Origin of the sequence: Paraburkholderia bannensis NBRC 103871 (assembly GCF_000685015.1) — a bacterium.
GTDB classification, from domain to species: domain Bacteria; phylum Pseudomonadota; class Gammaproteobacteria; order Burkholderiales; family Burkholderiaceae; genus Paraburkholderia; species Paraburkholderia bannensis.
The window spans coordinates 1-23,778 of the sequence record NZ_BAYA01000057.1 but is presented as its reverse complement, the minus strand read 5'-3'; the positions used below and the strand labels follow the sequence as shown (position 1 = coordinate 23,778).

Here is a 23,778-nt window from a genome sequence, read left to right as displayed (position 1 = left end):
ACAAGCTCACCTCCCGCTTCGCACGCTTTACAACCGAGCAGTCGCTCTAGCGAATGCGCTCACGTCGCCGCGCGCTGTTGCAGCACGGCTGGCGAGGGCGTGACGTCCGCGCCTTCGTGCTGATCGACGGCTATCGTGCGTTCGCCATGTACGCGGGTCGCACCAGAAATTGCGCGGCGTAGCCATTCGAACGTCACCGCGGGCACCGTGACAGGCAGCATGTGGCCGCCATCGACCACCTTGAGCGTCACCTGCTGCGAGCGGCGGCGCAGCGCATCGCCGTGGCGCGCCCAGTTCAGGACGATGTCGCCGCGCCCGAACAGCACGTCCACCGGCACGGTGAGCTGCGCATAGCGTTGTTCCATCTGCGCGAGATCGTCGGCGTCTTCGATGGCCACGAGATCGAGCGACGCGTTGATAAAGCCCGTGGGCCGCAGGCTCAGCAGCGCGCCGCCGCGCGTGCGGAAATCGGCGGGCGCAGCTTCCGGGGCGAACACCTGTTTGAGCGTGGGCGTGCTGGTCGCAAGGCCAAACGGCGTCGCCAGCGTGCGCGCGATGAAGCGGCGCACCGCGCCCGAGCGCACGACGAGCGCGCGGAACGCCTTCGGCACCTCCGTCTGCACGTGCGTGAGCGGTGCGATCAGCGCGATGCGCGCGACGGATTCCGGATGGTCGAGCGCAACGGCGAGCGCAATCGCACCGCCCAGCGAATGGCCGACCAGCACCGGCGCTTGCAGGTCGAGCTTCTGCATGAAGCGCGCAATCGTGTCGCCCTGCGAGCGGATGCTCGCGCTCGCCCGCGCGCCGCGCGTGGAATAGCCGGAGCCCGGCCGGTCGACGAGGATCACGCGGTGATCGCGCGCCAGCGTGTCGAGCGGCAGGTAAGCGAAGTTGCGCATCTGCCCGCACAGGCCGTGCACGAACACGACCGGCGGCTTGTCGGGTGCGCCGAATTCGACGTAATGCAGACGTTCGCCGTCGACGTCGATCAGGCGGCCGTCCATCGGCACGTCCTGCTCGATGCGGCGCGTTGCGCGTCGCGTGAACAGCACAAGCGTGGCCGCCATAGCGGCCATAGCGGCAATAGCAGCGACCACGATAATTCCCGTCAGCAAGGGCAGGGCGATGGTGTTCACGCGATTCTCCACGAGCAGAATGGTTATTGTTCGAGCGGGGCCGACGGCGCTTCCTCGCGCTTTGCCCACGCGATAAAGCGCTGCACGCGCGCGGCGATCAGCGGCGCGTCGCGCACCACCGTCCAATGCGGCGCGTCGACGATTTTCCGCCGGTGGCGGCCGAGCCATTGCGCGACGTCGGCGGTCAGCGCGGGCGTCACATAGCGATCGAAACGCGGCACGATGATTTGCACGGGCACGGTCGTACGCCGTTCACGGGGCGAGCGCGCGCGAGCGATGAAGTTCGCGCGATAAAGCTGCAAACCGTTGATGCAGTTGCGCAACTGGTCGGGGTCGCGCTGCGCGCGCACGCCTTCGGTGCGGCGCAGCCACCACGGCCACAGCGCCGCGCCGCCCAGACGCCAGACCAGTTGCGGCACGAGCGGCAGATGAAAGAACGCGATGTACCAGGAGCGCAGCGACTGCGCGAGGCTCATTCGCACGCGAAACACGTGATCGAGGCAAGGCCCGGAGATCGACGTGTAGGAGGCGATGCGTGCGGCGTTGGCCGGGTCGGTGACGGCTTCCCAGCACTGGATCGAGCCCCAGTCGTGCGCGACCAGGTGAAAGGGTTGTGCGCCGCAGGTGGCGTCAGCCACCACGAGCAGATCGCCTGCGAGTTGTGCGAGCCTGTAATCGGCGCGAGCGCGGGGCGCCGCGGATGCGCCTGACCCGCGCACGTCGTAGGCAATCACGCGATAGCGCGTGTCCAGTTCGCGGCGCATACCGTCCCAGACGCGCGCGGAATCCGGATAGCCGTGCACGAGGATCATCGGCGGCGCGTCGCGCGGCCCGCTGACGTACACCGCGAGCCGCACGCCATCCGAATCGACATCGAGCCGCTCGATCGTGCGAGCGTCCCGGACGGGCGCTTCACGCTCCCGCCCGCCGCCGCCCGGCGCATCGCGCAAGGTACGCATGAGCGCTCAGGCCGCACGCGGCGTGCTGGCCGCGTGCAACGGCACGCGACGCGGCGCGGCTTGCGCGGCGTATTGCGCATTGGTCTCGTCGATCTGCTCGATGAGGCCGTTGATCCGTTCGAGGTGTTTACGATTGTTGTGATCCCACGGATGGAAGCCCGGCTTGAAAAAACGCAGCCATTCCATCGCGATGCCGGGAAACACGCCGTGACGCGGGCCATAGAGGAACTTGAAGAGCTGCCAGTAGCCGCCGAACTTGCCGATACGGCGCTTGTGCCGGCGCATCAATGCCAGGTGATAGTCGAACACGATCAACCAGAACAGCACGCTGGTCGCGAGCATCGTGCCGGTGCGCATCAGATAGCGCTTCGGCCCCGGCTTGATGACGAGATTCCAGACATCGTAGGAGACCGCCTTGTGCTCGGTTTCCTCCAGCGCGTGCCACAGCCACATCTGCTTGTAGCCGTCGACCGAGCCTTCGATGCGCGTGCCCGTATCGGCGAGCAGCAGATCGGCGAGCATCGCGGTGTAGTGTTCGAGCGCCACGGTCTGCGCGAGTTGCAGCGACGGCGGCAATATCTTGCGCGCGAAGTTGAGGATCGCCCACAGCCGCTTGTCGAGCTTGTGCGCGGGCAGGCCGGCGGCCTGCAGCAGGTCGTTGTATTCGACGTGCTCGCGCGTGTGCATGGCTTCCTGGCCGATAAAGCCCATCACTTGCTTCTTCAGTTCCGGATCTTCGATGCGGTCGCGATAGTGACGCACCGAATCCATGAAGAAGCGTTCACCCGCCGGAAAGAGCAGCGAAAGCGCGTTGAAGAAGTGCGTCACCGGCACGCCTTCGACGTGCCAGTCGCATGCCCGTTCGGGCGGTAACGCGAAACGAACGTCGCGTCGTACCGGCATGATCATGCTGTTTCTCCCTGATTTTTGCCTGCGTTGTTATTCATGGTGCGGCCCGTGCCGTTGAGCATGGCCTCGCGTTCGGCGCGTCGCGCGCGCTTGCGCGCCCTGGCGGCTTCGCGCCGCGCGCTCATCACGACCAGCGCCTGGTAAGCGGCGGGCAGCGAACGCGCGAGCCAGTCGGCGGCGCGCGCATCGCGTCCGATCAGCACGCGGCGCGCATTGCGGCGCACGCCGTTGAGAATCGTGCGGGCGGCGTCGTCGGCGGTGGTGATGAAGAACTTCTCGAATTCGTCCTTGCCCTGCTGTTCGCTCGCCACCATGAAGCCGACCATGTTCGACGCCACGCGGCTCGCCTGGGCGATGTTGGTGCGGATGCCGCCCGGATGCACGCAGGTTGCGGACACGCCGCAACGCATCATGTCGAGTTCCTGGCGCAGCGATTCGGTGAAGCCGCGCACCGCGAATTTCGTCGCGTTGTAGCCGCTCATGCCGGGCTGCGCGAACAGTCCGAATACGCTCGACGTGTTGACGATGTGGCCTTCGCCCGACGCCTTCAGGTGCGGCAGGAACGCCTTGGTGCCGTGCACGACGCCCCAGAAGTTGATGTTCACGATCCATTCGAGATCGCTGTACGACATCCCGTCGATGGTGCTGGAGAGCGCCACGCCCGCGTTGTTGAAGATGAGGTTCACGCGGCCATGCGCGGCGGCGGTTTCATCGGCCCAGGCGAACATCGCGTCGTGATCGCCCACGTCCAGTTCGCGCGTCGTCACGCGCACGTTAGGCGCGAGTGCGCGCACGATGCGTTCGGTTTCGGCAAGGCCAAGGGCGTTCTTGTCGGCCAGCGCCAGGTGGCAGCCCGCACCGCCTAGCTGCACGGCAAGCGAGCGGCCCATGCCCGAGCCCGCACCCGTGATCGCGGCGACTTTATTGTCGAAGTGCTTCATATGATGTGTTCTCCCTGTATCGATCGCGATGGCTTCAAGTGGCGTCAGGCCGCTTCGGTCGTTTGCGTGGTTACGGTGAGCGGCGCGGCGGCTTCGTCACGACGCGGCGCGCGGAACACCTGATACTCGGCGATGGAAAAATGCGCCGTGGCCTGACGGAAGCGCCACGTGAAGCCCGGCCAGAGCGTGGTGTTCTTGCCGCTGCGCGGGTCGAGATACCAGCTCTTGCAGCCGCCCACCGACCAGATCGCGCGATCGAGCTTCGACTGGATGCGCTCGTTGTAGCGCGCTTCGACTTGCGGGCGCACTTCGATCGAATCGGCGCGATCTTTCTTCATCGCGTCGAGTGCGCCCAGGATGTATTCGATCTGCGACTCGATCATGAAGACCATCGAGTTATGGCCCAGCCCCGTGTTCGGGCCGACGATCATGAAAAAGTTCGGATAACCAGGCAAACTCGTGCCGAGGTAAGCATGCGCGCCGTTGCGCCACGTATCGACGATATCGACGCCGCCGCGCCCGAGGATCGTGCCCGGCGCGAACGGATCGGCCACCTGGAAGCCCGTGCCGTAGATCAGGCAATCGACTTCGTGATGACGGCCATCGGCGGTGACGACGCCGGTCGCGTCGATGCGCGCGATCGCATCCGTCACCACGCTCACGTTGGCGCGCGTGAGCGCCGGGTAATAGTCGTTCGAGATCAGCACACGCTTGCAGCCGATCGTGTAGTCGGGCGTCACGGTCTCGCGCAGCGCCGCATCCTTGATGTGATGGCGGATATGGCGCACCGCGATCTTCTGCACATTCTTCATCAGCGAAGGATGGATCGCGAAGCCCAGCACGCGCGACTCCAGCATCCAGTAGAGACCCGCACGGGCGATCTTCTGCGTGAACGGCAGCGAGCGGAACATCCATTGCTCGAACTTCGACAGCGCGCGGTCGGGCTTGGGCATGATCCACGGCGGCGTGCGCTGGAACAGCGCGAGCTTCTCCACCTGCGGTGCGATCTTCGGCACGAACTGGATGGCGCTTGCGCCCGTGCCGATCACGGCCACGCGTTTGCCTTCCAGCGCATAGCCGTGATCCCACTGCTGCGAATGGAACGCCTTGCCCTTGAACGTTTCCACGCCGGGAATCGCGGGCAGCGCGGCGCGCGACAGACCGCCCATCGCCGAAAGCAGCACGCGCGCCGCGACCTGCCGCCCGTTGGCAAACGCGAGGCGCCAGACGTGCGCCGCTTCGTCCCATTGCGCGCTCTGCAGTTCGTGATCGAAGTTGAGCCACGGATAGAGGCGGAACTTGTCGACGCAACGATTCAGATAGGCGCGGATTTCCGGCTGGGGCGCGAACATGCGCGTCCAGCGCGGATTCGGCGCGAAGGAGAACGAATAGACGTGCGATTGCACGTCGCACGCGCAGCCGGGGTAATGGTTGTCGCGCCAGGTGCCGCCCACCGAGCCGGCCTTCTCGAACACGGCAAAGTCGGTGTGTCCGCGCTGTAGCAGGCGTATTGCCATGCCAAGCCCGGCAAAGCCGGTGCCAATGATGGCAATGCCGACCGTCTCTAAAGACCGGGTGGGTGCGTTCATCCGGAGCGTCTCCCTATGGTTCATTATTAACTGTTACATTGAATGATGTAAACATAGTGCGTGAGCGGGCCGTGCGCAAGAGGCTAGAGTGAGCATTCCAGTAATTGGGCCGAAGCGATGACATCGCTCGCAATCGCCCGCCTGGATTGGGTTTCAGGCTTTTTGAAGGCGTGCGAACCGGCGCAAAAGCGCCTGGAAAAAACGGGGCCGCAATAGAAAAACGCGGCGTCAAGCCGCGTTCAGGACAGGGTGCGCTGCAGGATCAGCGCTTCTTGCTGGCGGGTTTTTTAGCCGCGCGAGGGGATTTTTCAGCGGACTCGGAGGCGTCGGCGGCGGCCGTTTCGACCTCGGTCGTACCACGGCGGCCCAGCTTCTGGTCGAGGATCGTGGCCACGCGTCCGCCCAGGTAGTCGCTCGACTGTTCTTCCAGCGCGCGCAGGATTTCGTTCTCCACGAACACCGTGGACAGCGGGCGCAGCCGCCAGATGGCGTCGACGAGCGCGGGCATGTCGGTGGCGGGCGGCAGCGCGCCCGCGTCGTAGCGATCCAGATGACGCACGACCATCTCCACCAGCACGCGCGCAATCGCGTCGAAATGCGGCCGCGCTTCTTCGAGCACGTCGAGCAGTTCGCGCGCCGGAATGCCTTCGCGCACCGTCGCGGCAGCGGCGTCGAGCATGGCCGGATTGCGCGCGACGAACGACAGCCCCTTGCGTTCGAGCAGGCCGAGTTCGGCGAGGCGCGTGAGGCTGCTGGGCGCCTGCGGGCCGAACAGCTTGATCAGTTCGGGCAGCGAATAGGTCTTGGGGCGCGCATGCGACCACGGCCCGCCGATGGCGTTCTCCAGGCCGAGGATCGAGCGCAGGTCGCCGCCGTCGTCGATGGCCTTGATGAGGTCCTGGATGTTCGAGAGCGTATAGCCGCGCGAGAGCAGGTGATTGATGAGCTTCAGGCGGGCGACGTGCGAGTCGTTATAGATGCCCACGCGGCCGCGCTTGTCGGGCGGCATGAGCAGGTCGCGATCCTGGTATGCGCGCACGTTGCGCACCGTCGTGTTCGCCACGCGCGCGAGTTCATCGACGGTGTATTCGCTGTCGGTGGCGCGCTCGGGCGCGAGTTCGGTCTCGGGGGGCGTGGACGATTTCGGCATGCGCCGATTTTAGCGCGAGCCGTCGCACGAGCGCGAGACGGCGTGCCACGCGAACGTGCGCTTTCCCACCACGGATGCCTTTACGCGTCTTACCGCACGCACGCTGCGTTGTCCCGCTGTGCCGTCCCCAGTGTTGCCGCTCAAGGCGGACTCAGAACCGGTACGACACGCCCAGATACGAAATGAGCGGATCGGCCTTCAGTTCGGCGCGGCTCACGGCCAGTTCGGTGCCGTCGGCGGCCTTCACGATCACGGACGACGTGGTCTTCAGCGGAATGTAGGTGAGCGACGCCACGATGCCGAAATGCGCCGTGACGTTGTAGGTCGCGCCCAGGTTGAAGACCGGCTGCCACGACGACGACGCCTTCGCGCTGACCTGCGTCTGCCCCGGCTTGCCCGCGCCCGCTGCGAGCACGGCGCCCAGGTCGTCCTGGGTGGCCTTCACGAAGTTCGGGTTGAGCTGGATCGACGAGAACCAGTTATACGACACGCCCACGCCCACGAACGGGCGGAACTTCGCATCGCCATCCCGGAAGTAGTACTGAAAGATCAGCGCCGGACTCCACTGGCGCACGCTCGTGACGATCGGGTTGGTCGACGCATCGCTGAGGTTCTGGCTGCCGAGCGCGCCCGCCGGGCCCGGCGGCTTGATCGTGCCGTGGCCGTAGAGCTTGAAGGTGGGCGGCACGCCCGCCACCGACGATACCGCGATGTGATCGGTCAGAAAGTGCGTGAACACGAGCCCGACCGTATCCGCCTTGCTGGTCGACAGGCCGGTTCCCGGCGACGTGAACGAATTCGGCAGCCGCAGCGGCGTGTTGATCGGCGTGGGCGCAACCGTTGTGGTGAGCGGCGTGCTCGATTGCTGGGGCATGACGTGAAACCAGCCGAGTACGGCCACATTGTCGCCGGCATGCTGGGCATGGGCCGCCGTGGAAAGGCCGGCGGCGCACGTCGCCACAGCGGCTGCTGCCGCCGCCTTTGCAGTACGTCTCATTGTTCCTCCCTGTTCTACCTGTTGCTCTCAGGTTCGGGCGACCTGCCCGCGCACGGCGGCCGTCTCGTGAACGGCCGGTCCTGCGCGCGCCTTGCGGCTCGCCGGCGTGCGCGATTCAGGCACCAGGGCCTGGCAGCGCGCAGTTCGGGCGAAGAGCGGTCACCTCATGGGCAGCGTGTCCCTCGTCGATCGCTGCATCGTTTCGTCAAAGCGTGCATGCGGCTGGCGCATGCCTTATTGCACGAAGGCACCTGCCGTGAAGTAAGGCGCAGAAGCATTCGTCATGTCGAGGAAGCTGAACACGCCGCCTGTGAAGGTCATCTTGCCGGTCGGTGTCGTGCCGGTCGATGCGTTCACATGCGTGGTCGTGACGACGCCCGCGGTGGTCTGCGCGAAGTTCAGGTCGAGCGCCGTCGCAAGCGAGGCCTGCGAAGCGTTGAACGGATCGAGCAGCGTGCCCTGGGTGCCGCTGAGCGCGAGCGTGCGGTAGTCGAACTGGCTGTCGACGCTGATGTACTCGCCGTCCTGCGAACCCTGCGCGATGGCCGTCTGCGGCGCGAGCACCGAAATGCCCGATTCGTCGTCGGCGACCGGGCCGGTGGCGCCGCTCTGCGGATCGGTGCCGATCTGCGGATACGCGACGCCCGTGCGCACGAGCACCGGCACGAGCTGGTTGCGCAGCTTGCCGACGATCATGAAGCCCTTCGCCGCGTTCTTGCCGGTGACGAGCGTCGGCTTGACCTGCCCCTGGAAGTTGTCGGTTTCGAACGCGCCGCTGCCGTCGCTCGACTGCACGAGGTTGGTGCCGGGCTGCTGGCACTTGCCTGCGTTCACGCCGGTGTTGTCGCACTCCTGCCATGTGCCGTCGGCGTTGATGGTGATTTTTGCGTCCACGGCGGCGGGCAGGAAGTTCTGCGACGGCACCTGGTGATAGCCGAGCTGGTTATACGTGCCCGCCACGTTGGCGATATTCGTCTCGATCGACGAGAACGCGATGAACGGGTAATACGGGAACTTGGTGTCCGGCACCACGCCGATACCGCCCGAGCCCGCAAACTGAATCTCCGCGCCCGGGATCGTGCCGCCCGCCACGCCCATACCGATGAATACGCGCGCGGGGCGAGAAGGGTCGAGGCTCGCGCCGTTCAACTGGAACGCGCATTGGTTCAGCTTGGCCGTGGGCAGGCCGGTTTCCTGCGTGATCGTGCCCGACACCACCTGGCCCTTGCGTGTGGGCGTGACGGTGCCGGTGGTCGCCGGGATTGGCGATTCCACGTAGGTGACCTGCCAGGTCTTCTTGGTCGTGTCGATCTGCAGCTTGACGAGTTCGCCGTCACCGCCGCCGCCCGTGTACACCGTGTTGTAGTCGAGCGAGGTCGGGCAGAGCGCCGTTTCGACCAGCGGCGGGCTGCTGCTGCCGCCGCCGCCGCAGGCGCCCAGCGTGAGCATCAGCGGTGCGCCGACGCCAACCATCGCGAGGCACTTCGCGAAGTGCTTAGATTGCATACCGCGTCTCCAGATTCATTCTTGTCGGCGGGGCGCCGGCTCCCTGTCGTGGCGCCCCGTTCTGGCTTGCTGCGTGTTGCTGATCTTCAATCGATCCGGTGTCCGAATCGATTGTCGATGCGTCCGATGCGCTTATTGCGGCTGGATCAGCGCACCCACACCGAAGTACGGCGAGTTGGAAGTCTGGCTGTTCGCCGACGTCGCGGTGACGCCGCCGTTTTCCTCGCCGTTGAGGAAGATGCCGTACAGGCCGCCCACGGCGATCACGTTGCCGGTCTTGCCGTTGTTGTCGGTCGCGGCGATCAGGCCCGGATGCGTCTGCGTGTAATCGAGCGTGAAGGTGCTTTGCGTCGTCATCGTCGAAGGCTTGAGGAAGCCGCCCGACTGGCCGTTGATGAGCGTGGCCGTGTAGGCAAAGTTCGAGTCGGCGCCGATAAAGCTGCCGTCGAACGAGCCCGACGTGAGCGTGGTGGCGGGCGCCATCATCGCGATGCCCGATTCGTCGTCGACTGCAATGCTGAGCAGGTTTTCGTTCACGTAGCCCGTGCGCACGACGACCGGCACGATCTTGCCGTTGAGCTTGCCGAGGATCAGGTGGCTTGCCCCGCCGTTCGCGAGCGCCGGCAACGCCGGCGTCTGGATATGCGGTGCGTTGGTGCTCGTGAAGTAACTACCCGCGGCATCCTTGGCCCATTGCGACGAAGACGTATCGCACTGCGTATTGGTCGCGCCGCTCGTCACGCTGCAATTGCCGCTTGCATCGTAGGTTTCCTGCGCCGTGGTGGCGGCTGCGGCGAAGTTCTGCGTCGGCGTGATGTGATAGAGCAGCGCGTTCCAGTTGCCTTGCAGGTCGGCGATGCTCGTGCTGACCGACGAGAAGGCGAGGAACGGATAGAAGTCGAAGCTGCGCGACTCGACGTTGGGGAACAGCAGCGCGGCCGTGCTGTCGCCCTTGAGGTTGACGGTTGCGCCCGGAATGCCGCCGCCCGCCACGCCGAAGCCGACATAGATCGTCGGCGGATTGTTGGCGTTATAGGCCGTGGTGTAGGTGTTGCCGCTGAGCGTGCCGGTGCCTTGCTGAAGCTGGAACGCACAGGCGATCTGCGCGGCCGTGGGCAGCGAGCCGCTCGGGGGATGCTGAACCGCACCGGTGATCGTGAGGCCCGCACGCGTGTTCTGCACCGAACTCTGCTGCGCCGGAATCGGCGATGCGAGATAGGTCAGTGAGTAAGTCATCTTGGTGGGATCGATGCTCAGGCTCACCACCTCGCCGCTACCCGCGCCGCCCAGATACGTGTTTGCGGCGATGTCGGCAGCGGCCGGGCAGAGCGCCGTCGCTGCCGTTGCGCTGCTTGGCGCGCCCTGGCCCGTGCACGTCGATCCCGAGCATTGCGTTGGCGTGATGGCGCCCGGATCGCTCGCCTTGCCTCCACCGCAAGCGACTAGAAGCGGCGTTGCGGCTGCGGCCAGCGCGACGCAGCGGACAATGCTCTCCAACATATGTCTGCCCTCCCTGTCTCGTAATAATTTATGCGCTGAAGATTGGATCATTACATTGCACGCTGTCAATTGAACGAATCACTCTAAAACCACGCGTGCAAGCCTTATCGCTAGCGCCGTCGCGGTTCGGAGGTGTCGCAACAGGGGTTTGTCCTGATGTGTTCACGACGCACGCGGCATGCGCGGCGGGGCCGCCGAGCAATCGACATACCCGGCGAAAGTCCCGGCAATTGGGATGCTCGTTGCGTACGAATCATTTCGGATAACGGCGTATAAACCCTGGTGTCGATGCCAGGGAGGCAAGGTTCGATGAGATAAAACCCGCGTCTTTTATTCACGCTGATTTAATTCGACATCCGAATAAAGTAATGGGCAGTTGGACGAAGTGTTTTATGCGGCGGTTATGTCGTGAAGGTGAGGGGATTCGGGATTCGGGCAGGGCGGCGCGCGGGGTCTATGGTGAGTCTTTTCGGGAGTGTCGGCGCGCAGGCTCCAGCGCGGCTGGAATTCCCGCTTTGAAGTCGCAATGCGCGCCTTGAACGCCAAAGGTGAGTATCTGCGGGAGCAGATATCGACCGTTTTGGGGCAAAAAATGCGTTTTTTCGAATGAGTGCAAGTTGCTTTGCAGATTTTTTAAATCAAAGTGACTGGAGAAGAATTTAAAGGTGAGTATTTTCAGGAGGGGAAAAATGGCCTCCTGTCATCGGCTGGATAATGAGAAACGGTATAAATATCGATCCGCGCGGGCCGCCACCCGCACCTCAATCCGGAGTTGGCCGATGGGACTATTCGACCGCTTGTGGCCGCGCAAACGCGCGCAGCCGGTGCAGGAAACGCCGCAGACGCGCGCGCTTGTCGAACGGCTGACGGTGCTCAGCCCGTCGCTTAAGCTCGCGCGCGCGTATCGCGAGCGCCTCGTGCCCGCGCTCGCCACCTCGCAGGCGCATATCGTCGAACTGGTCGCGCGCCTGCCGCCCGCGCACGAAGCGAGCGCCGCCAACTGGCTTGCCGATCCCTATATCCATGCGTTTTTCGCCGCGCCTGATGAAATCGCGCATGTGCTGAGCCGCTCGCCCGAATTGCACGCATGGTTCGACAGCCATCCGCTCGCGCGTGAAACGTGGGCGGTGCTGGGCATGGCGATGAACGAGCGGCGCGGCTTCGGCGTCGCGCAGCACGGCGACCAGGTGCACAACGATGTCGCCCAGACCACGCTGAGCTTCGACGACCATCAGGTGCGCGTGTGCGGCGAATCCGAAGCGGATCTGCGCGCGCAGATCGTGCAGCGCGTGGTCGAACAGATCGCGCTGGAAGGGCTCGCGCAGATTGGCGCCGACGAGTCGCGCCGCGGCGCGCTCGAAGAAGAACGTGCGCTGTTACGTACGCGCCGCCAGTTGCTTACGCGCCAGGGCGCGGGCACGCAGCGCATGGTGGGCGAGCGCGCGCAGGCCGACGCGGCGGAACTCGCGCGGCTGGAGGTCGAGATCGCGGCCAACGAACAGGCGCTGGCGGCGCTCGGCCTCAAGACGGATGCGATCGAGCACGAACTGGAAGTGATCTGCGACGTGCTCGGTCATCCGGCGCAGCACGCCAACGTGGAAATGCGTACGGTGACGCTCAGCCCGATGAACGTGGTGATGGAGCCGGCCGGCGGTGGCGCGCAGATCGTGTTTCCGCTCGCGCATATACCGGCGAGCCCGGCTGGCGTGCGCGCGTTTTCGCTGGTGCGCTTCGCTCGCTCGGATCTGGTCGCGTTGCCGAAGGTGCTCGATGCGGATAGCCGGTTTGTGATCTAGCGGCGTACAGGTGAGGATATTCGGGAGCAGAGTGGCGCGGTAGTTGATCGGCTCTGCGAAGCGTGGGGTGATTCCGGTTTACCGTTTTCGGCTCACTCGACGGATGGGTGTCACGCAAGAAATCACGCTCCTTTCGCGTAAAACACGCCGAAAAATTTCCTGGGACTCCCAGGTCACGCGAGACGATTGCTAACCCGGTGATCGGCTTGACGCGCGATTCCGATGGTGAGGGTTTTCGGGAGTGAGGGTATCCGGGGGCATGCGGTGAGGGTGAAGGAACCGTGTCGTTTCACCGTTTTTGCGAGCGCGACGACGCAGCGCCGACGAAAAAACCGCTGGAATCAGGTCGATTCTCAGGTGAAATTTCCTGGTAGTCCCAGGTTAAGCGGTGCGAATCTTTTTGCAGCGTTACGCACTGATGCGCGCGGGAGCGGCAGAGGTGAGGGTATTCGGGAGTCGATTTTGGGAGGGTGCCAGGGTGGGTGACCGTTCGGGAAAAAGGCCCAAAACCCTATAAAACAAGCCCTAACTGAAAAAGCGACGGCACGCCCGTACCGCCGCTTCCCATCCAATGGTGAGCCTTTTCAGGAGCGTTCGGCCGCCCATGCCGTCACGCCGCCCACATCGATCTCGAAGCGCAGTGCGCGCTGGCCGTCCTGCGAGTCGGCCCAGTCGTCGGCGGGAATGTCGAACAGTTCGCCGTCCAGTTCGATCGTCACGTAGCGGTCGCCGTGGCGCAACGACGTCCCGGCAATGCGACCCTGCCAGCGGCCATCGGGCGCGGCGCGCAGCGCACGCGGCGCGACGCGCCACATCACGCGCGAACCTTCCGCGAGCGCAGCGCCGCCACACCCATCGGCAAAGGGCAGCCGCAGCCCGCTAGCCGTCTCGATTTCTCCGGAACCGCGCACGACACCCTCGCCGATGTTGTGCAGGCCGAGCAGTTCTGCCACACGCAACGACGCAGGCCGCGCGAACACGTCGCCGACAGGCCCCGCCTGCAGGGTGCGGCCATGCTCGATCACGAGCACCTCGTCGGCGAGCAGGGCGGCTTCGTCGGGATCGTGCGTGACGATCACCGTGACCGCCGCGATCTCGCGCTGCAAGGCGCGCAGCGACTGCTGCAAACGGCGGCGGCGCGGCGTGTCGAGCGCGGCGAACGGCTCGTCGAACAGCAGCAACTGGCTATGCCGCGTGAGCGCGCGCGCAAGCGCGACGCGCTGGCGCTGGCCGAACGAAAGCTGGCGGGGCAGGCGCTGCGTCAGCGTGTCGAGGCCCAGATGCGCGAGCCAGTAGCGCGCGCTCGCGGCATCGGCATCGACGGGAAACGCCAGTTGCTGCGCCACCGTCATGTGCGGAAAGAGGCCGTAGTCCTGTGGCATGTAGCCGATCTGGCGGCGCTCGGGCGGCAGCACGCCGAGATCGGTCGCGCCGAGCGTCACCGTGCCCGCATCGTTCGCTTCGAGCCCCGCGATGATGCGCAGCGCGAGCGACTTACCGGAGCCCGACGGCCCGATGAGCGCGAGTCGCCGCGTGCGCGGCTGCCAGGCGACATCGAGCGTGAACGCGCCCAGCTGACGCTTCGCGGCGAACGCGAGCCGCAGGTCGGCGGCCTCGTTCGCCGCGGCGGCGGGCGTGATGGCGGTGAGTTCGTCGCCGCTATCGACGCTCACCGCCAGCGTGCCGCGCGCGCTGCGCGTGTACACCGAGAGCACCGCGCAGACGATCGCGATGGCAAGCGTCGGCAGCAGCAGCGGCATCATCGCGGGCAGTCCCTGGCCGCCGAACACGACGTAGGTGTAGACCGGCAGTGAGTAAGGGTGATACGCGACCATCACCGTCGCGCCGAATTCGCCGAATGCGCGCAGCCACGCGAGCGCGAGACCCGCACGGATGGCGGGCCAGGCGATCGGCAGCGTGACGCGGAAGAAGCGGCTGGCGGCGTGATGGCCGAGCGTGGCGGCGACGTCGTCGTAGACCGGATCGACGGCGGCGAACGCGGAGCGCGCCGCGACGATCAGGAACGGCGCGGCCACGAAGGTTTCGGCGAGCACGATGCCGGTGAAGGAATCGGTCAGCGCGCCGTTGAAAAGGAGTCCGAGCGGGCTATACGGCCCGAGCAGGAACAGCAGCAGAATGCCGCTCGTGAGCGGCGGCAGCGCGAGCGGCAACTGCACCACGAAGCCGAGCAGCGCGACGCCGCGCGCCTGCGAGCGCGCGAGCCAGTAACCGAGCGGCACGCCGCCCACCAGGATCAGCAGCGCCGCGACGCTGGCGCTGCCCGCCGATACACCGACTGCCGACCAGGTGGCGTGCCAGTCGACATTGGCCCAGTCCGCCTGGCCGATCTGCGGAATGCTGGCGAGAAAGGGCGCGCACAGATACACCGCGAGCAGCGCGCCCAGCCACCAGAGCGGCCTTGCGGCGCGCTGCACGGGTTGTGTCATGACTGCATCGGGCTTATTGCTGAGCCGCGTCGATCACGGCCTGCACCGACGGAGGGATCGCCTGGCCGTTGCCGTTGACGGTGGGCTTCGTCACGTCGACGCCATGCTCGGCGAGCAGCTTGCGGCCTTCCGCCGACAGCAGGAAGTTCACGAAGCGCGCGGCGCCAGCGTTATTCGGTGCGTCGTTGAGGATCGTCAGCGTGTAGTTCGCCTTGATCTTCAGCTCGGGCGCCGGGTGGATCGACGGAATCTTCAGGTCGGTCGTTTCGGTCGAGTAGAAGAAGCCCGCGTCGAGCTGACCCGATTGCAGGCGGCCGACGAGCGTTTCTTCCGGCAGCACCTGTTCCGGGTTTTCCGGCGTGCCCAGCGTCTTCTCGACGAGATCCGGCTGGTTATACGCCTGCGCGGCCTTCGTCATCAGTTCGACCGTGAAGGCGCCCTTCGGATCGAGCTTCGGATCCGTGCGGCCGAGGCGAATGCCCTGTTCCTGCAGCACCTGGTCCCACTTCTTCGTCTTGAAGTCGGCGGCGAAACGGCTCTTCGGGTTGTAGCCGATCAGCAGCGGCGATTCGGCGAAATTCACGTACCACGAAACATGATTGCCGTTGGCCTCGCCCATCAGGTTGGCGTTGACCTTCGGGCTTGCGCTGATGAACACGTCGCCGCGGCGCAGCTTGCCCTTGACCTCATTGGCGATCTTGTTCGAACCGGCTGCGTAGCCCTTGAAGTGCAGGCCCGTTTCCTTCTCGAACGCGGGGCCGACGCTCTTTTCCATCAGGTTCACGAGCGAACCTGCGTAGAGCACGTTCACATCGTTGTCATCGGCGAATGCACTTGAACTGGCGGCCAGCACGCCCGACATCACCACGACCGAAGCGATCAACTTGCGGATCATCTGTTCTACCCCGTACCGTTATAAAGGTGCTTATATTACGACGTCCTGACACAACAATGTGCCTGCGCGGCCGCCCATTTTCGCGATAACAGACGCGCATGTTTGATGGCCGCGACTACACTGGTCGGCTGAACCTGCTTTTAACTTTGAGGAGACAGTCATGCGTACCAGCGCCCGCAATCATTTCACCGGCCAGATCGCTTCGGTCAAGCACGGTGCCGTCAACGACGAAGTCACGCTGCGCGCAGACGGCGGCCTCGACATCGTCGCCATCATCACGCACGGCAGCGCCGCATCGCTGGGCCTCGCGGCAGGCAAGCCGGCGTTCGCGCTCGTGAAGGCATCGTCGGTGATCCTGATGGTCGACGGCGACGCGAGCAAGGTGTCGACGCGCAACGTCGTCACGGGCAACGTGACGTCGGTGACCAAGGGCGCCGTGAACGCCGAAGTCGTGATCGCCGGGCCGGGCGGCGCGCAGATCGCGGCCATCATCACCAACGAAAGCGTCGACAACCTCGGGCTTGCGGCTGGCAAGACGGCATCGGCGCTGTTCAAGGCGTCGAGCGTGATCATCGGCGTGGACGCTTAAGGCGTTTGCCGCGACTGAGGCGTCTCCTGTGAGCGACACGCCGATCGATCCCGAAGCACGCGCCGCCGGTTGCCGCGACCGTCTGACCGGTGTGCCAGGCGGTGCGCGCTCGGCTGATGCGTGGCTGTTCGCACGTCTCGTGGCCGCGCGCGAAGTGCGTGGCGAACGGGCGTTGCTGGGGTTGTCGGCGCCCAACCTGGCGGCGCTGGCGGCACGGCATTTCGCGGCGGGCGCGCTCGCGCCTGCGCTGCCTCAGTCGCATGCCACGCTTGCGCTGCTCGACGAAACGCACGCGGCCTTCGCCGCCGCGATGCGCGATTTCCTGATCGGCCTTGCCGCCGCTGATGTCGATGCGGGCGACGCGCGTGCGCTCGCGACGATCCTCGCGCATGCCTGTCTGCGGCCCGATCATCTGTGGCGCGATCTCGGCCTTTCGGGCCGCGACGACGTCACGCAGATGCTCACGCGTTTCTTTCCCGAAGTCGTCGCGCGCAACACCGACAACCTGCGCTGGAAAAAGCTGCTCGCGCGCGAACTTGCGCTGTCCTGCGGCGGCGTGCCTGGGCCCGCGCCAGGCTGTCCCGGCTGCGAGGATTTCGGCTTCTGTTTTCCCGATTTGTCCCGACGATAAGCCCGCTAGCCAGCGGTGTCAGCGCCTTCGCTTGAGCATGGGAGGCGCGAAACCCTTCGTGTATGCTTGCGCCCATGACTGCATCCACCAAAGACCGCACGCCCGTGCCTGCCAAAGCGCGTAAAACCGCTGCTCCGAAGCCGGAAACCACGCCGCCCGCACCGGCAGCGACCGAGGCCGCCAGCCCCGCGTCGCGTCGCGAGCCCGCCGTGCGTTTTCGTATGCGCGTGATCCAGGACGAGACGGTCGCGCTCGGGCCCGGCAAGGTGCAGTTGCTGGAGGCGGTGCGCGATCACGGCTCGATTTCGGCGGCGGCGCGCAGCCTCAATATGTCGTACCGGCGTGCATGGCTGTTGATGGATGAGCTGAACCGCGCGCTCGAATCGCCTGCCACGGTATCCGAACATGGCGGGCAGAGCGGCGGCGGCAGCACGCTCACGCCGGTCGGCGAGGAAATCATCCGGCTCTATCGCGGTATCGAGGCGCGCGCCGCCGCGTCCTGCGCGCCTGAAATCGCCGCGCTCACGAAACTCGTGAAGGGTTAAGCGCTGCGGCCTAGCCGTGGCGCAGACAGAAGCGCGATACCGGCACCGCCGTGAGCGCCGGTGCGGGGCCCGAGTGCAGCCGCACCATCAACTCGACAAAGCTCGCAAGGCTCGCCGTGCGCAGCGGGTGATAGCTCACCTGATGGCGCTCGCAAACGCGCTTGAGCATGTTCATCGAATCGTGGTCGATGCAATCGACCGGAAACACCGCCATGTCGGCGCCCGCGAGCGCGGCCGCCAGCAGGCCCTTGCGATCTTCGATGCCGCCGTCGTGCACCGTCAGCTCGCCGCCCGCCGCCGACACCCAGCGCCGCAGCGCGTGATTCGAACCTGGCCGTCCGCCCACATAGACGATCCGTTGACCCTTGAGCGCCTCGCGCGGCAGGGTGCGCGACGTGCTGCTTTCGCCGTCGCTGTCTTCCTCGCCGTGCATCCCGGCGTGAAGCGAGCTTTCCATTGCATACGCTTCCGCGCGCAAGGCGTCGGTCAGCGTGCGCGCTTCGTCGAGTTGCGTACGCACGGTGCGCAGCGCGTGTTCGTCGGCGGCCGCGCGCTGTTCGGCGGCTTCGCGGCGGCTGGTTTCCAGCGCGAGCCGCGCGTCGCGTGCCGCCAGCGCCTCGCGCAGCGACGCGATCTGCGCCTGTAACGCCGATTCGTCCTGCACTTCGCGTTGCGCGGCAGCGCGCGTGGTGTGGTCGTCGAGCGCCACGCGGGCCTCGTCGCGTTCGCGGCTCATCTCGTGCAGGCGGGCTTGCTGGCGCTCGATTTTGGCTTGCAGCGCGGCGTTTTCCTCTTCGAGCACGACAAGGCGGCGCAGATCGGCGCGATTCGCCGCGCCCACCAGATGCGAGAGCATGTGCAGGTCGCCAAACGCGGCCTGACGCACTTCCATCGTCGTTTCAGGATGGGACATCAGCGCCCAGTAGGCGGGCGGGATGTCGCCGGCGGCGCGCGCTTCGTTCCAGAGCGCGAGCACCGCATCGGCATCGCGCGCGAGCGAAAAGCGCCGCAGCGCGCCCGCATAACGCGTGTCGAGCGCCTTTTGCAGGGCCTTGCCGCCCGCGCCGCCCTGGATCGCCAGTTCGACGGCGGTGTGATGGATGTCGAGGTCGCTCGCGCGCTGGCCGTCGAGCGGCGCGAATTTCGGCACGAGCTTGCGCAGTTCATGCGTGGACAGACAGGTGCCGATGATCGAGCAATGCAAATGGGCGTCGAGGTCGGCCAGGCGCGTGCGCCCGCGCGAACGGTTGAGTTCGGCCTGCGAAGGGCCGCAGCAAGCGTCGGCGGCGGGCGTGAAGGCGCGCAGATGCGGCGCGTCGTCCTGCGTCGCGGCGCCCGGGCTGCGAGCGAGGCGAAACGGCGGTGCGTGCATGGTGACCTCTGTCCGGTTGGGAGCGCGGGCCGGCATGGCGAAAGGGCTGCATACCGACAGCGCAATATATCACGGTATATAGCGATGCCCGGCAGGCGGCCAGCCGGGCACGCCAGATCAGACTGCGGGTGCTGCGCCCGGGGTCTGCGCGCGTTGCTCGTGCTGCGCCAGGACGTGCTCGACGCATAGGCCGACGAATGCCGTATCGAGCCTGTCGAGCTCGGCGGCGGTCTTGCGCATCGCCTCGGTGTCGAGGCAGAACGCGTCGGAAAAGAGCGCTTCGCGGGTCTTGTCGAGGCGGCGCGCGTCGCGGATCGCACGCTTGAGTTCGCGGTGGCGCGCGAAGCTGGCGGGATCGATATGGCGCGCGAGCGTGGTCAGCAGCGGCTGGAGCGCGGTGTCGGTCTCGCCACGCGCGGCGGGCGGTTCGCCTGCGCGCGCCGCGAACATGCGATTGAAGCGCGCGATGCTCTCGCGCAGCCGCCGAAAGGCATCGACGACGTCGCGGATCCGTTCCGCACGGTCGTGGCCGCTCGCGGGCCGCAGCGTCGTGATCGCCGCGGGCAGGCCGCCGCACGCGTCGCCCGCGCGCCGCGGCGCAACCGAGATCGCCGTGACGGCGGCATTCATCATCAAGGGCCGACTGCTCACTTCCCCACCTTTCGCAGACCTGTGCATGCAAACGGCGCACCGAAAGCACGCCGGACTCGATATATTCTAATGGATATATCGGTGGCCGGTTCGGCCGATGTTTCCGCCGTAATATTGGCGGCCGATGAGGCCGCGTCCTTTGTCCCCGCGTTGTTTTAAAATTGTCAGCTTTCCGCTTTCTCTCCGCGCGCCGCCGCGCCAGCCGTGCGCGCGCTCTGGCTGTCCATAGCCACCCATTCGCCGTCCAATGAACACACCCTTATCCGACTCCGGCACGCCAACCGGCAGTCTTGCGCGTCATCCCGGTTTCCAGCGGTTCTGGGGCGCGCGCGTGCTTGCCTCCCTGTCGTTCCAGATGCTCGCCGTCGCCATGGGCTGGCATATCTATGCGCTGACCAAAAGCGCGTTCGCGCTGGGTCTCGTCGGGCTCGCGCAGTTCCTGCCGATGTTCCTGCTCACGCTCGTCGTGGGCCATGTCGCCGATCGCTATGACCGTCGGCGCATCGCCGCCGTCTGCCAGAGCATCGAATGCGCTGCCGCCTTGACCTTCGCGTGCGGCACCTTCGGCGGCTGGCTGAGCGCGCCGATCATTTATGCACTGGCAGCCTGCGTGGGCGCGGCGCGCGCCTTCGAGTCGCCGGCCATCTCGTCGCTGCTGCCCGGCGTGGTGCCGCGCTCGCAGTTGCCGAATGCCACCGCCTGGTCGACGTCGGCGACCCAGACCGCGCAGATCCTCGGCCCGGCGCTGGGCGGTTTGCTCTACGGCGTGGGCGCAGGCGCGGCGTATCTGGCCTGCACGATCTCGTTTGCGCTCGCCGCTGTGCTGTCCGCCAACATCCGCTTGCACACGAAACCGGCTTCTCGCGCGCCCGTCACGCTCGAATCCGTGTTTTCGGGCATCGCTTTCATCCGTTCGCAGCCGGTCATTCTGGGCGCGCTCTCGCTGGATCTGTTCGCCGTGCTGTTTGGCGGCGCGACCGCGCTGCTGCCGATTTTCGCGCGCGACATCCTGCATGCGGGGCCGCTCGAACTTGGCTTGCTGCGCTCGGCTTCGGCGGTCGGAGCGCTCTCGGGCACGATCTGGCTCGCGCATTTCCCATTGCGGCGCAGGCCGGGACTCGCGATGTTCGGCGGCGTGATCGTGTTTGGCTTCGCGACCATCGCGTTCGGGCTGTCGCACAACATCGTGCTGTCGCTGATCGCGCTGGCGGTGCTCGGCGCGTCGGACGTGGTGAGCGTGGTCGTGCGCAGCTCGCTCGTGCAGTTGCGCACGCCCAATGAGACGCTGGGCCGCGTGAGCGCGGTCAATTCGCTCTTTATCGGCACGTCGAACCAGCTCGGCGAATTCGAGTCCGGCCTGACCGCCGGATGGTGGGGCGCGCAGCCCGCGGTGCTGGTGGGCGGCGTCGCGACGATCTGCGTGGCGCTCGTCTGGATGAGGCTCTTTCCGGCGCTGCGCGACACGCGCTCGCTCGAACGCGAGCCGGAGCGCACCACGGCGGGCGCAAGCTGACGCTCAATGATGCGCAAGCCTGGCCAGATGGCCTATGCCATCCGGCAAGATAAAAGCGCGCCGTTTGCCGCTATGCTTTTGCACATCGACACGTATTCATGAACAGGTAATTGAAAGGCAGGATCCCGATGATGCAACCCAACCCTTCCGCCTGCGCTGCCCAAAGGAGCCAGCGATGCGCGTAGGCCGCCCGGTCAAGGCGCTGCCGCAGCCGCTTTGCGACTATTGCGGCGCGAAAGCGCTGCTCGCCCGTTTCGGCGACGAAGCCTATCCGTATCGCGACGATCACGGCCCGCTGTGGGTCTGCACGCCCTGCGAGGCGTGGATCGGCGTGCCCGCGCGCAGCACCCGCAACGTGCCGCTCGGCCGGCTCGCCAATGCCGCCCTGCGCGAGGCCAAGAGCCGCCTGCACGACGCGCTCGAACCGCTCGTCGCGGCCAAGGTGCGGCGCGACAAGGTCAACGTGTTCGAGGCGCGCGGCCGGGCGCTGCGCTGGATCGCGGAAGAACTGGGCTACGAACTGCCGAATCCTTCGATCCACCTGCTGACCCTCGAACAATGCGAAGCGGCAATTCGCCACGTCGAAGCCTTCATGGCCGCGCGCCGCGCCGCCGACGAAGCGCGCCAAAGCGCAGAGTAAACCCGCACGACAGCCGCTCAACCGCCGCACGACAGCCGCATAACAGCGGCGCACAAGCCGCCCGGATGCCCGCCCGGCAACGCTTTCGCCGGGCGCATTCCTTCCCGTTTGTCACTAATGGTTACATTGCCGTAGCAAATCACCGCTCAACCTTGCGCGGGAGGTGCCGTTATTGCACCTGAACTGATTTCCTTTGTGCGACATGGCCAAGACGCTCCCTTTCCCGCAGCATATTCAGGCCGCCCGCGCCCGCCGGCACCGGGCTAAGGGCGATTTGCTGCCGATGCCGCGCGCGAGCGCGGACGAACTCGCCCTGCAGGTGCATCTGGCACTGGCCGCGTTGCGCGCGGGCGGCTCCCAGCACGATGCGCAGGCGATCCTCCACGCTCACTGGCTGGCCCAGGCATGCGCCGACGCCGGCTACGGCACGCTCACGCCCGAGCAGATCGGCCCCGCCGACGAAGCGATCCTCGCGTGCTTCTCGCGCGGCGGCGCGCATGGCGAATGGCTGATCGACGGAGCGCAATTCGACGCAATCAAGGTCGTGATCGCCGTGTACGACCAGCAATTGCAGAGCGCTCCGCTCTGGGTGCTGACGGAAGCGAGTGAGCGGCTGGAGCGCGTGCGTGCGGGCGATACGCGCCAGCAGGCGCGCAAACGCGCTTAAGCGCGAACGCCGCCTGACGGTTTGCAGGCGCGCGATTTGCGCAACAATCCCGATGCAAGGAGCTGATCCGGCCCTGAGAATGGCAATAGCGCCGCATGCCTCGTGCAGCCCGCTATGACCCGCCAGCCGAACTGGCCCGACAGGCCGCCAGACGGCGATGTGGCGGCATTGGCACGGGATTTGACGCGCCGCGCGAATCGTGTTGACTTCAGGCAGGGTGCGTGACTAAAATTCGCCCGTCTTAACAAAAGGGGCTGACGCCTTGGACAGTAGCAGTTGTCGATCTTCGAATAGTTTCGCTGCCTGACCGGCAGGACGTCCGCGCTCCCTTTCTTTTAGCCGCCGTCTTGCCAGCCAGGCAGATGGTGCGCGTCCAGCAGTAAATCCTCGTGCACTCTTTTTAGCGTCGATCCCGCGCCGCCGCATGTCGTTCTCATTGCGCAGCGCAGGGCCGATATCGCGCCGTGAGCGTCTGCGCTCGCGGCACGGTTCGTTTCATCGCTCCGTTTGTGGCCCCGCTGGCGTTAAGTCCGCCGCTTCAAGCCCACAGACGCCGATGCGCGAACCGCCACTCGCGTCGCGCAGGGCCATGCCGATCGGCTCGCCTTGCTCGCCGCCGTGACGATAAGGAGTTCCGATGTCCGACAGTGACAGTTATCCGTTATGCCGCTTCCTTTCGATATTCCCTGAGGAAAGCCGGCAGACGTAAGCCGTCGTGCGCGCCTGACCGCATTCAGCGCGCAGCCGGGTCTGCTGGTTTTCCTCGCCAAGGCGTCCACCGGACGGTGCGACGCGAGGAGATTCAGCATGAACTTCGGCCTTCTTCTGCCAAACCTGCCGCAACCGCAGCACACCCTGCATCCCGATGTGATCGGCGCCCGCCAGCGCGCGCCGTCCACGCCGCCCTGCCGTACTTCGAGGCTCGCCGCGCGCTGGCGTGATTTGCGCGCCCGGGTGTTCCATCGCGCGCCGGGCTGACGGGATTTTCGAGAGTCAGACGATAGAACGGCCCCGCGCCTCATCGTGCAGGCAAGGCGCACGGGCCGCGCATCATCCAGAACGCTGGTGCTTCAAGACATGAATCAGTACAACCGCTCACTGCGAACGATCCGCCGCGCACCTTGCGCAGGTGGCGTCGCGCGCGCATTTGCCCCGGGAGGCCGCTAATGGAGTTCAGATTCAACCTGAACCGCACGGCCAACGCTTCGGCGTGGCGCGTGCTGCCCAATCGCTGGGACTTCGTCGCGTTCCCGCTCATCATCTGCCTGATCGCGATGGCGGCCGTCGGTTTCCACGAAACCATGGCGCCGATCTCGACGCTCAAGACCCAGGCGATCTCGCTCGA

General features: G+C 65.9%; 21 protein-coding genes and 1 pseudogene. 9 read left to right on the top strand and 13 right to left on the bottom strand.

The genetic code is table 11. The annotated features are described in order from the left end of the window. Nucleotides 1–59: 59 nt before the first annotated feature. The 9 genes from BBA01S_RS44735 to BBA01S_RS38200 form a co-directional block, all read right to left on the bottom strand. Nucleotides 60–1,076 carry an alpha/beta fold hydrolase gene (locus BBA01S_RS44735; protein WP_084162805.1) on the bottom strand — a complete coding sequence of 339 codons (1,017 nt, stop codon included), beginning with the start codon at nucleotides 1,074–1,076 and terminating at the stop codon, nucleotides 60–62. 83 nt (nucleotides 1,077–1,159) lie between these two features. Next, nucleotides 1,160–2,095, bottom strand: a complete 936-nt coding sequence (locus tag BBA01S_RS44730) for an alpha/beta fold hydrolase (RefSeq protein WP_084162803.1) — start codon at nucleotides 2,093–2,095, stop codon at nucleotides 1,160–1,162. Between the two features lie 6 nt (nucleotides 2,096–2,101). Further along, complete coding sequence (locus tag BBA01S_RS38230; RefSeq protein WP_042298578.1) at nucleotides 2,102–3,004, bottom strand: metal-dependent hydrolase; 903 nt, start codon at nucleotides 3,002–3,004, stop codon at nucleotides 2,102–2,104. After that, complete coding sequence (locus BBA01S_RS38225) at nucleotides 3,001–3,945, bottom strand: SDR family NAD(P)-dependent oxidoreductase (protein ID WP_027821009.1); 945 nt, start codon at nucleotides 3,943–3,945, stop codon at nucleotides 3,001–3,003. Before BBA01S_RS38225 ends, BBA01S_RS38230 begins: the two co-directional genes overlap by 4 nt. 44 nt (nucleotides 3,946–3,989) lie before the next feature. After that, complete coding sequence (locus tag BBA01S_RS38220) at nucleotides 3,990–5,534, bottom strand: flavin-containing monooxygenase (RefSeq protein WP_245641723.1); 1,545 nt, start codon at nucleotides 5,532–5,534, stop codon at nucleotides 3,990–3,992. Between the two features lie 262 nt (nucleotides 5,535–5,796). Further along, complete coding sequence (locus BBA01S_RS38215; protein WP_027821007.1) at nucleotides 5,797–6,684, bottom strand: MerR family transcriptional regulator; 888 nt, start codon at nucleotides 6,682–6,684, stop codon at nucleotides 5,797–5,799. Between the two features lie 151 nt (nucleotides 6,685–6,835). After that, complete coding sequence (locus tag BBA01S_RS38210) at nucleotides 6,836–7,681, bottom strand: OmpW/AlkL family protein (protein WP_042298577.1); 846 nt, start codon at nucleotides 7,679–7,681, stop codon at nucleotides 6,836–6,838. Between the two features lie 234 nt (nucleotides 7,682–7,915). Then, nucleotides 7,916–9,154 (bottom strand): DUF2957 domain-containing protein, encoded by a 1,239-nt coding sequence (locus BBA01S_RS38205; RefSeq protein ID WP_174479205.1) that lies wholly within the window; start codon nucleotides 9,152–9,154, stop codon nucleotides 7,916–7,918. A gap of 165 nt (nucleotides 9,155–9,319) precedes the next feature. Then, on the bottom strand, nucleotides 9,320–10,687 hold the full coding sequence (locus tag BBA01S_RS38200) for a DUF2957 domain-containing protein (RefSeq protein WP_027821004.1): 1,368 nt from the start codon (nucleotides 10,685–10,687) through the stop codon (nucleotides 9,320–9,322). 779 nt (nucleotides 10,688–11,466) lie between these two features. Between BBA01S_RS38200 and BBA01S_RS38195 the strand changes: the two genes are divergently transcribed. Then, nucleotides 11,467–12,483 carry a hypothetical protein gene (locus BBA01S_RS38195; protein WP_027821003.1) on the top strand — a complete coding sequence of 339 codons (1,017 nt, stop codon included), beginning with the start codon at nucleotides 11,467–11,469 and terminating at the stop codon, nucleotides 12,481–12,483. Nucleotides 12,484–13,067: 584 nt separating this feature from the next. Here BBA01S_RS38195 and BBA01S_RS38190 read toward each other — a convergent pair. Next, nucleotides 13,068–14,930 (bottom strand): ABC transporter ATP-binding protein/permease, encoded by a 1,863-nt coding sequence (locus BBA01S_RS38190; RefSeq protein ID WP_027821002.1) that lies wholly within the window; start codon nucleotides 14,928–14,930, stop codon nucleotides 13,068–13,070. A 13-nt stretch (nucleotides 14,931–14,943) separates the two neighbouring features. Next, entirely contained in the window at nucleotides 14,944–15,825 is an 882-nt protein-coding gene (locus BBA01S_RS38185; protein WP_027821001.1) for an extracellular solute-binding protein, read from the bottom strand. A gap of 160 nt (nucleotides 15,826–15,985) precedes the next feature. On the opposite strand from BBA01S_RS38185, the gene BBA01S_RS38180 reads away from it, so the two are divergent. From BBA01S_RS38180 to BBA01S_RS38170, 3 genes are all read left to right on the top strand, one after another. Then, on the top strand, nucleotides 15,986–16,414 hold the full coding sequence (locus BBA01S_RS38180; RefSeq protein WP_027821000.1) for a TOBE domain-containing protein: 429 nt from the start codon (nucleotides 15,986–15,988) through the stop codon (nucleotides 16,412–16,414). A gap of 28 nt (nucleotides 16,415–16,442) precedes the next feature. Then, on the top strand, nucleotides 16,443–17,045 hold the full coding sequence (locus BBA01S_RS38175; RefSeq protein ID WP_027820999.1) for a nitrogen fixation protein NifQ: 603 nt from the start codon (nucleotides 16,443–16,445) through the stop codon (nucleotides 17,043–17,045). A gap of 74 nt (nucleotides 17,046–17,119) precedes the next feature. Continuing rightward, entirely contained in the window at nucleotides 17,120–17,590 is a 471-nt protein-coding gene (locus BBA01S_RS38170; protein ID WP_322787855.1) for a winged helix-turn-helix domain-containing protein, read from the top strand. Nucleotides 17,591–17,600: 10 nt separating this feature from the next. Here the strand turns inward: BBA01S_RS38170 and BBA01S_RS38165 are convergent, their stop codons facing one another. Next, nucleotides 17,601–18,962, bottom strand: a complete 1,362-nt coding sequence (locus BBA01S_RS38165; protein ID WP_027820997.1) for a DUF2325 domain-containing protein — start codon at nucleotides 18,960–18,962, stop codon at nucleotides 17,601–17,603. A gap of 117 nt (nucleotides 18,963–19,079) precedes the next feature. After that, nucleotides 19,080–19,595, bottom strand: a complete 516-nt coding sequence (locus tag BBA01S_RS44725) for a hypothetical protein (RefSeq protein ID WP_052392077.1) — start codon at nucleotides 19,593–19,595, stop codon at nucleotides 19,080–19,082. Nucleotides 19,596–19,860: 265 nt separating this feature from the next. Here BBA01S_RS44725 and BBA01S_RS38155 point away from each other — a divergent pair, with 265 nt between their 5' ends. The 5 genes and pseudogenes from BBA01S_RS38155 to BBA01S_RS47425 form a co-directional block, all read left to right on the top strand. After that, entirely contained in the window at nucleotides 19,861–21,126 is a 1,266-nt protein-coding gene (locus tag BBA01S_RS38155; protein WP_027820996.1) for an MFS transporter, read from the top strand. 175 nt (nucleotides 21,127–21,301) lie between these two features. Then, nucleotides 21,302–21,766 (top strand): zinc-finger-containing protein, encoded by a 465-nt coding sequence (locus BBA01S_RS38150; RefSeq protein ID WP_027820995.1) that lies wholly within the window; start codon nucleotides 21,302–21,304, stop codon nucleotides 21,764–21,766. Nucleotides 21,767–21,968: 202 nt separating this feature from the next. After that, nucleotides 21,969–22,433, top strand: a complete 465-nt coding sequence (locus BBA01S_RS38145; RefSeq protein ID WP_027820994.1) for a hypothetical protein — start codon at nucleotides 21,969–21,971, stop codon at nucleotides 22,431–22,433. Nucleotides 22,434–23,240: 807 nt separating this feature from the next. Next, complete coding sequence (locus tag BBA01S_RS47430) at nucleotides 23,241–23,411, top strand: hypothetical protein (RefSeq protein ID WP_156966260.1); 171 nt, start codon at nucleotides 23,241–23,243, stop codon at nucleotides 23,409–23,411. Nucleotides 23,412–23,599: 188 nt separating this feature from the next. After that, nucleotides 23,600–23,778 (top strand): annotated as a pseudogene (locus BBA01S_RS47425) (sulfonate ABC transporter permease); the annotation flags it as partial.

Bases quoted from the DNA above. Each gene is read 5' to 3' on its own strand.
- BBA01S_RS44730 (WP_084162803.1), bottom strand. From the start codon at position 2,095: ATGCGTACCTTGCGCGATGCGCCGGGCGGCGGCGGGCGGGAGCGTGAA.
- BBA01S_RS38220 (WP_245641723.1), bottom strand. From the start codon at position 5,534: ATGAACGCACCCACCCGGTCTTTAGAGACGGTCGGCATTGCCATCATT.
- BBA01S_RS38180 (WP_027821000.1), top strand. From the start codon at position 15,986: ATGCGTACCAGCGCCCGCAATCATTTCACCGGCCAGATCGCTTCGGTC.
- BBA01S_RS38210 (WP_042298577.1), bottom strand. From the start codon at position 7,681: ATGAGACGTACTGCAAAGGCGGCGGCAGCAGCCGCTGTGGCGACGTGC.
- BBA01S_RS38205 (WP_174479205.1), bottom strand. From the start codon at position 9,154: ATGGTTGGCGTCGGCGCACCGCTGATGCTCACGCTGGGCGCCTGCGGC.
- BBA01S_RS38200 (WP_027821004.1), bottom strand. From the start codon at position 10,687: ATGTTGGAGAGCATTGTCCGCTGCGTCGCGCTGGCCGCAGCCGCAACG.
- BBA01S_RS38170 (WP_322787855.1), top strand. From the start codon at position 17,120: ATGACTGCATCCACCAAAGACCGCACGCCCGTGCCTGCCAAAGCGCGT.
- BBA01S_RS38225 (WP_027821009.1), bottom strand. From the start codon at position 3,945: ATGAAGCACTTCGACAATAAAGTCGCCGCGATCACGGGTGCGGGCTCG.
- BBA01S_RS38185 (WP_027821001.1), bottom strand. From the start codon at position 15,825: ATGATCCGCAAGTTGATCGCTTCGGTCGTGGTGATGTCGGGCGTGCTG.
- BBA01S_RS38190 (WP_027821002.1), bottom strand. From the start codon at position 14,930: ATGACACAACCCGTGCAGCGCGCCGCAAGGCCGCTCTGGTGGCTGGGC.
- BBA01S_RS44725 (WP_052392077.1), bottom strand. From the start codon at position 19,595: ATGATGAATGCCGCCGTCACGGCGATCTCGGTTGCGCCGCGGCGCGCG.
- BBA01S_RS38150 (WP_027820995.1), top strand. From the start codon at position 21,302: ATGCGCGTAGGCCGCCCGGTCAAGGCGCTGCCGCAGCCGCTTTGCGAC.
- BBA01S_RS38215 (WP_027821007.1), bottom strand. From the start codon at position 6,684: ATGCCGAAATCGTCCACGCCCCCCGAGACCGAACTCGCGCCCGAGCGC.
- BBA01S_RS38230 (WP_042298578.1), bottom strand. From the start codon at position 3,004: ATGATCATGCCGGTACGACGCGACGTTCGTTTCGCGTTACCGCCCGAA.
- BBA01S_RS38145 (WP_027820994.1), top strand. From the start codon at position 21,969: ATGGCCAAGACGCTCCCTTTCCCGCAGCATATTCAGGCCGCCCGCGCC.
- BBA01S_RS38195 (WP_027821003.1), top strand. From the start codon at position 11,467: ATGGGACTATTCGACCGCTTGTGGCCGCGCAAACGCGCGCAGCCGGTG.
- BBA01S_RS38155 (WP_027820996.1), top strand. From the start codon at position 19,861: ATGAACACACCCTTATCCGACTCCGGCACGCCAACCGGCAGTCTTGCG.
- BBA01S_RS47430 (WP_156966260.1), top strand. From the start codon at position 23,241: ATGAACTTCGGCCTTCTTCTGCCAAACCTGCCGCAACCGCAGCACACC.
- BBA01S_RS44735 (WP_084162805.1), bottom strand. From the start codon at position 1,076: ATGGCCGCTATGGCGGCCACGCTTGTGCTGTTCACGCGACGCGCAACG.
- BBA01S_RS38165 (WP_027820997.1), bottom strand. From the start codon at position 18,962: ATGCACGCACCGCCGTTTCGCCTCGCTCGCAGCCCGGGCGCCGCGACG.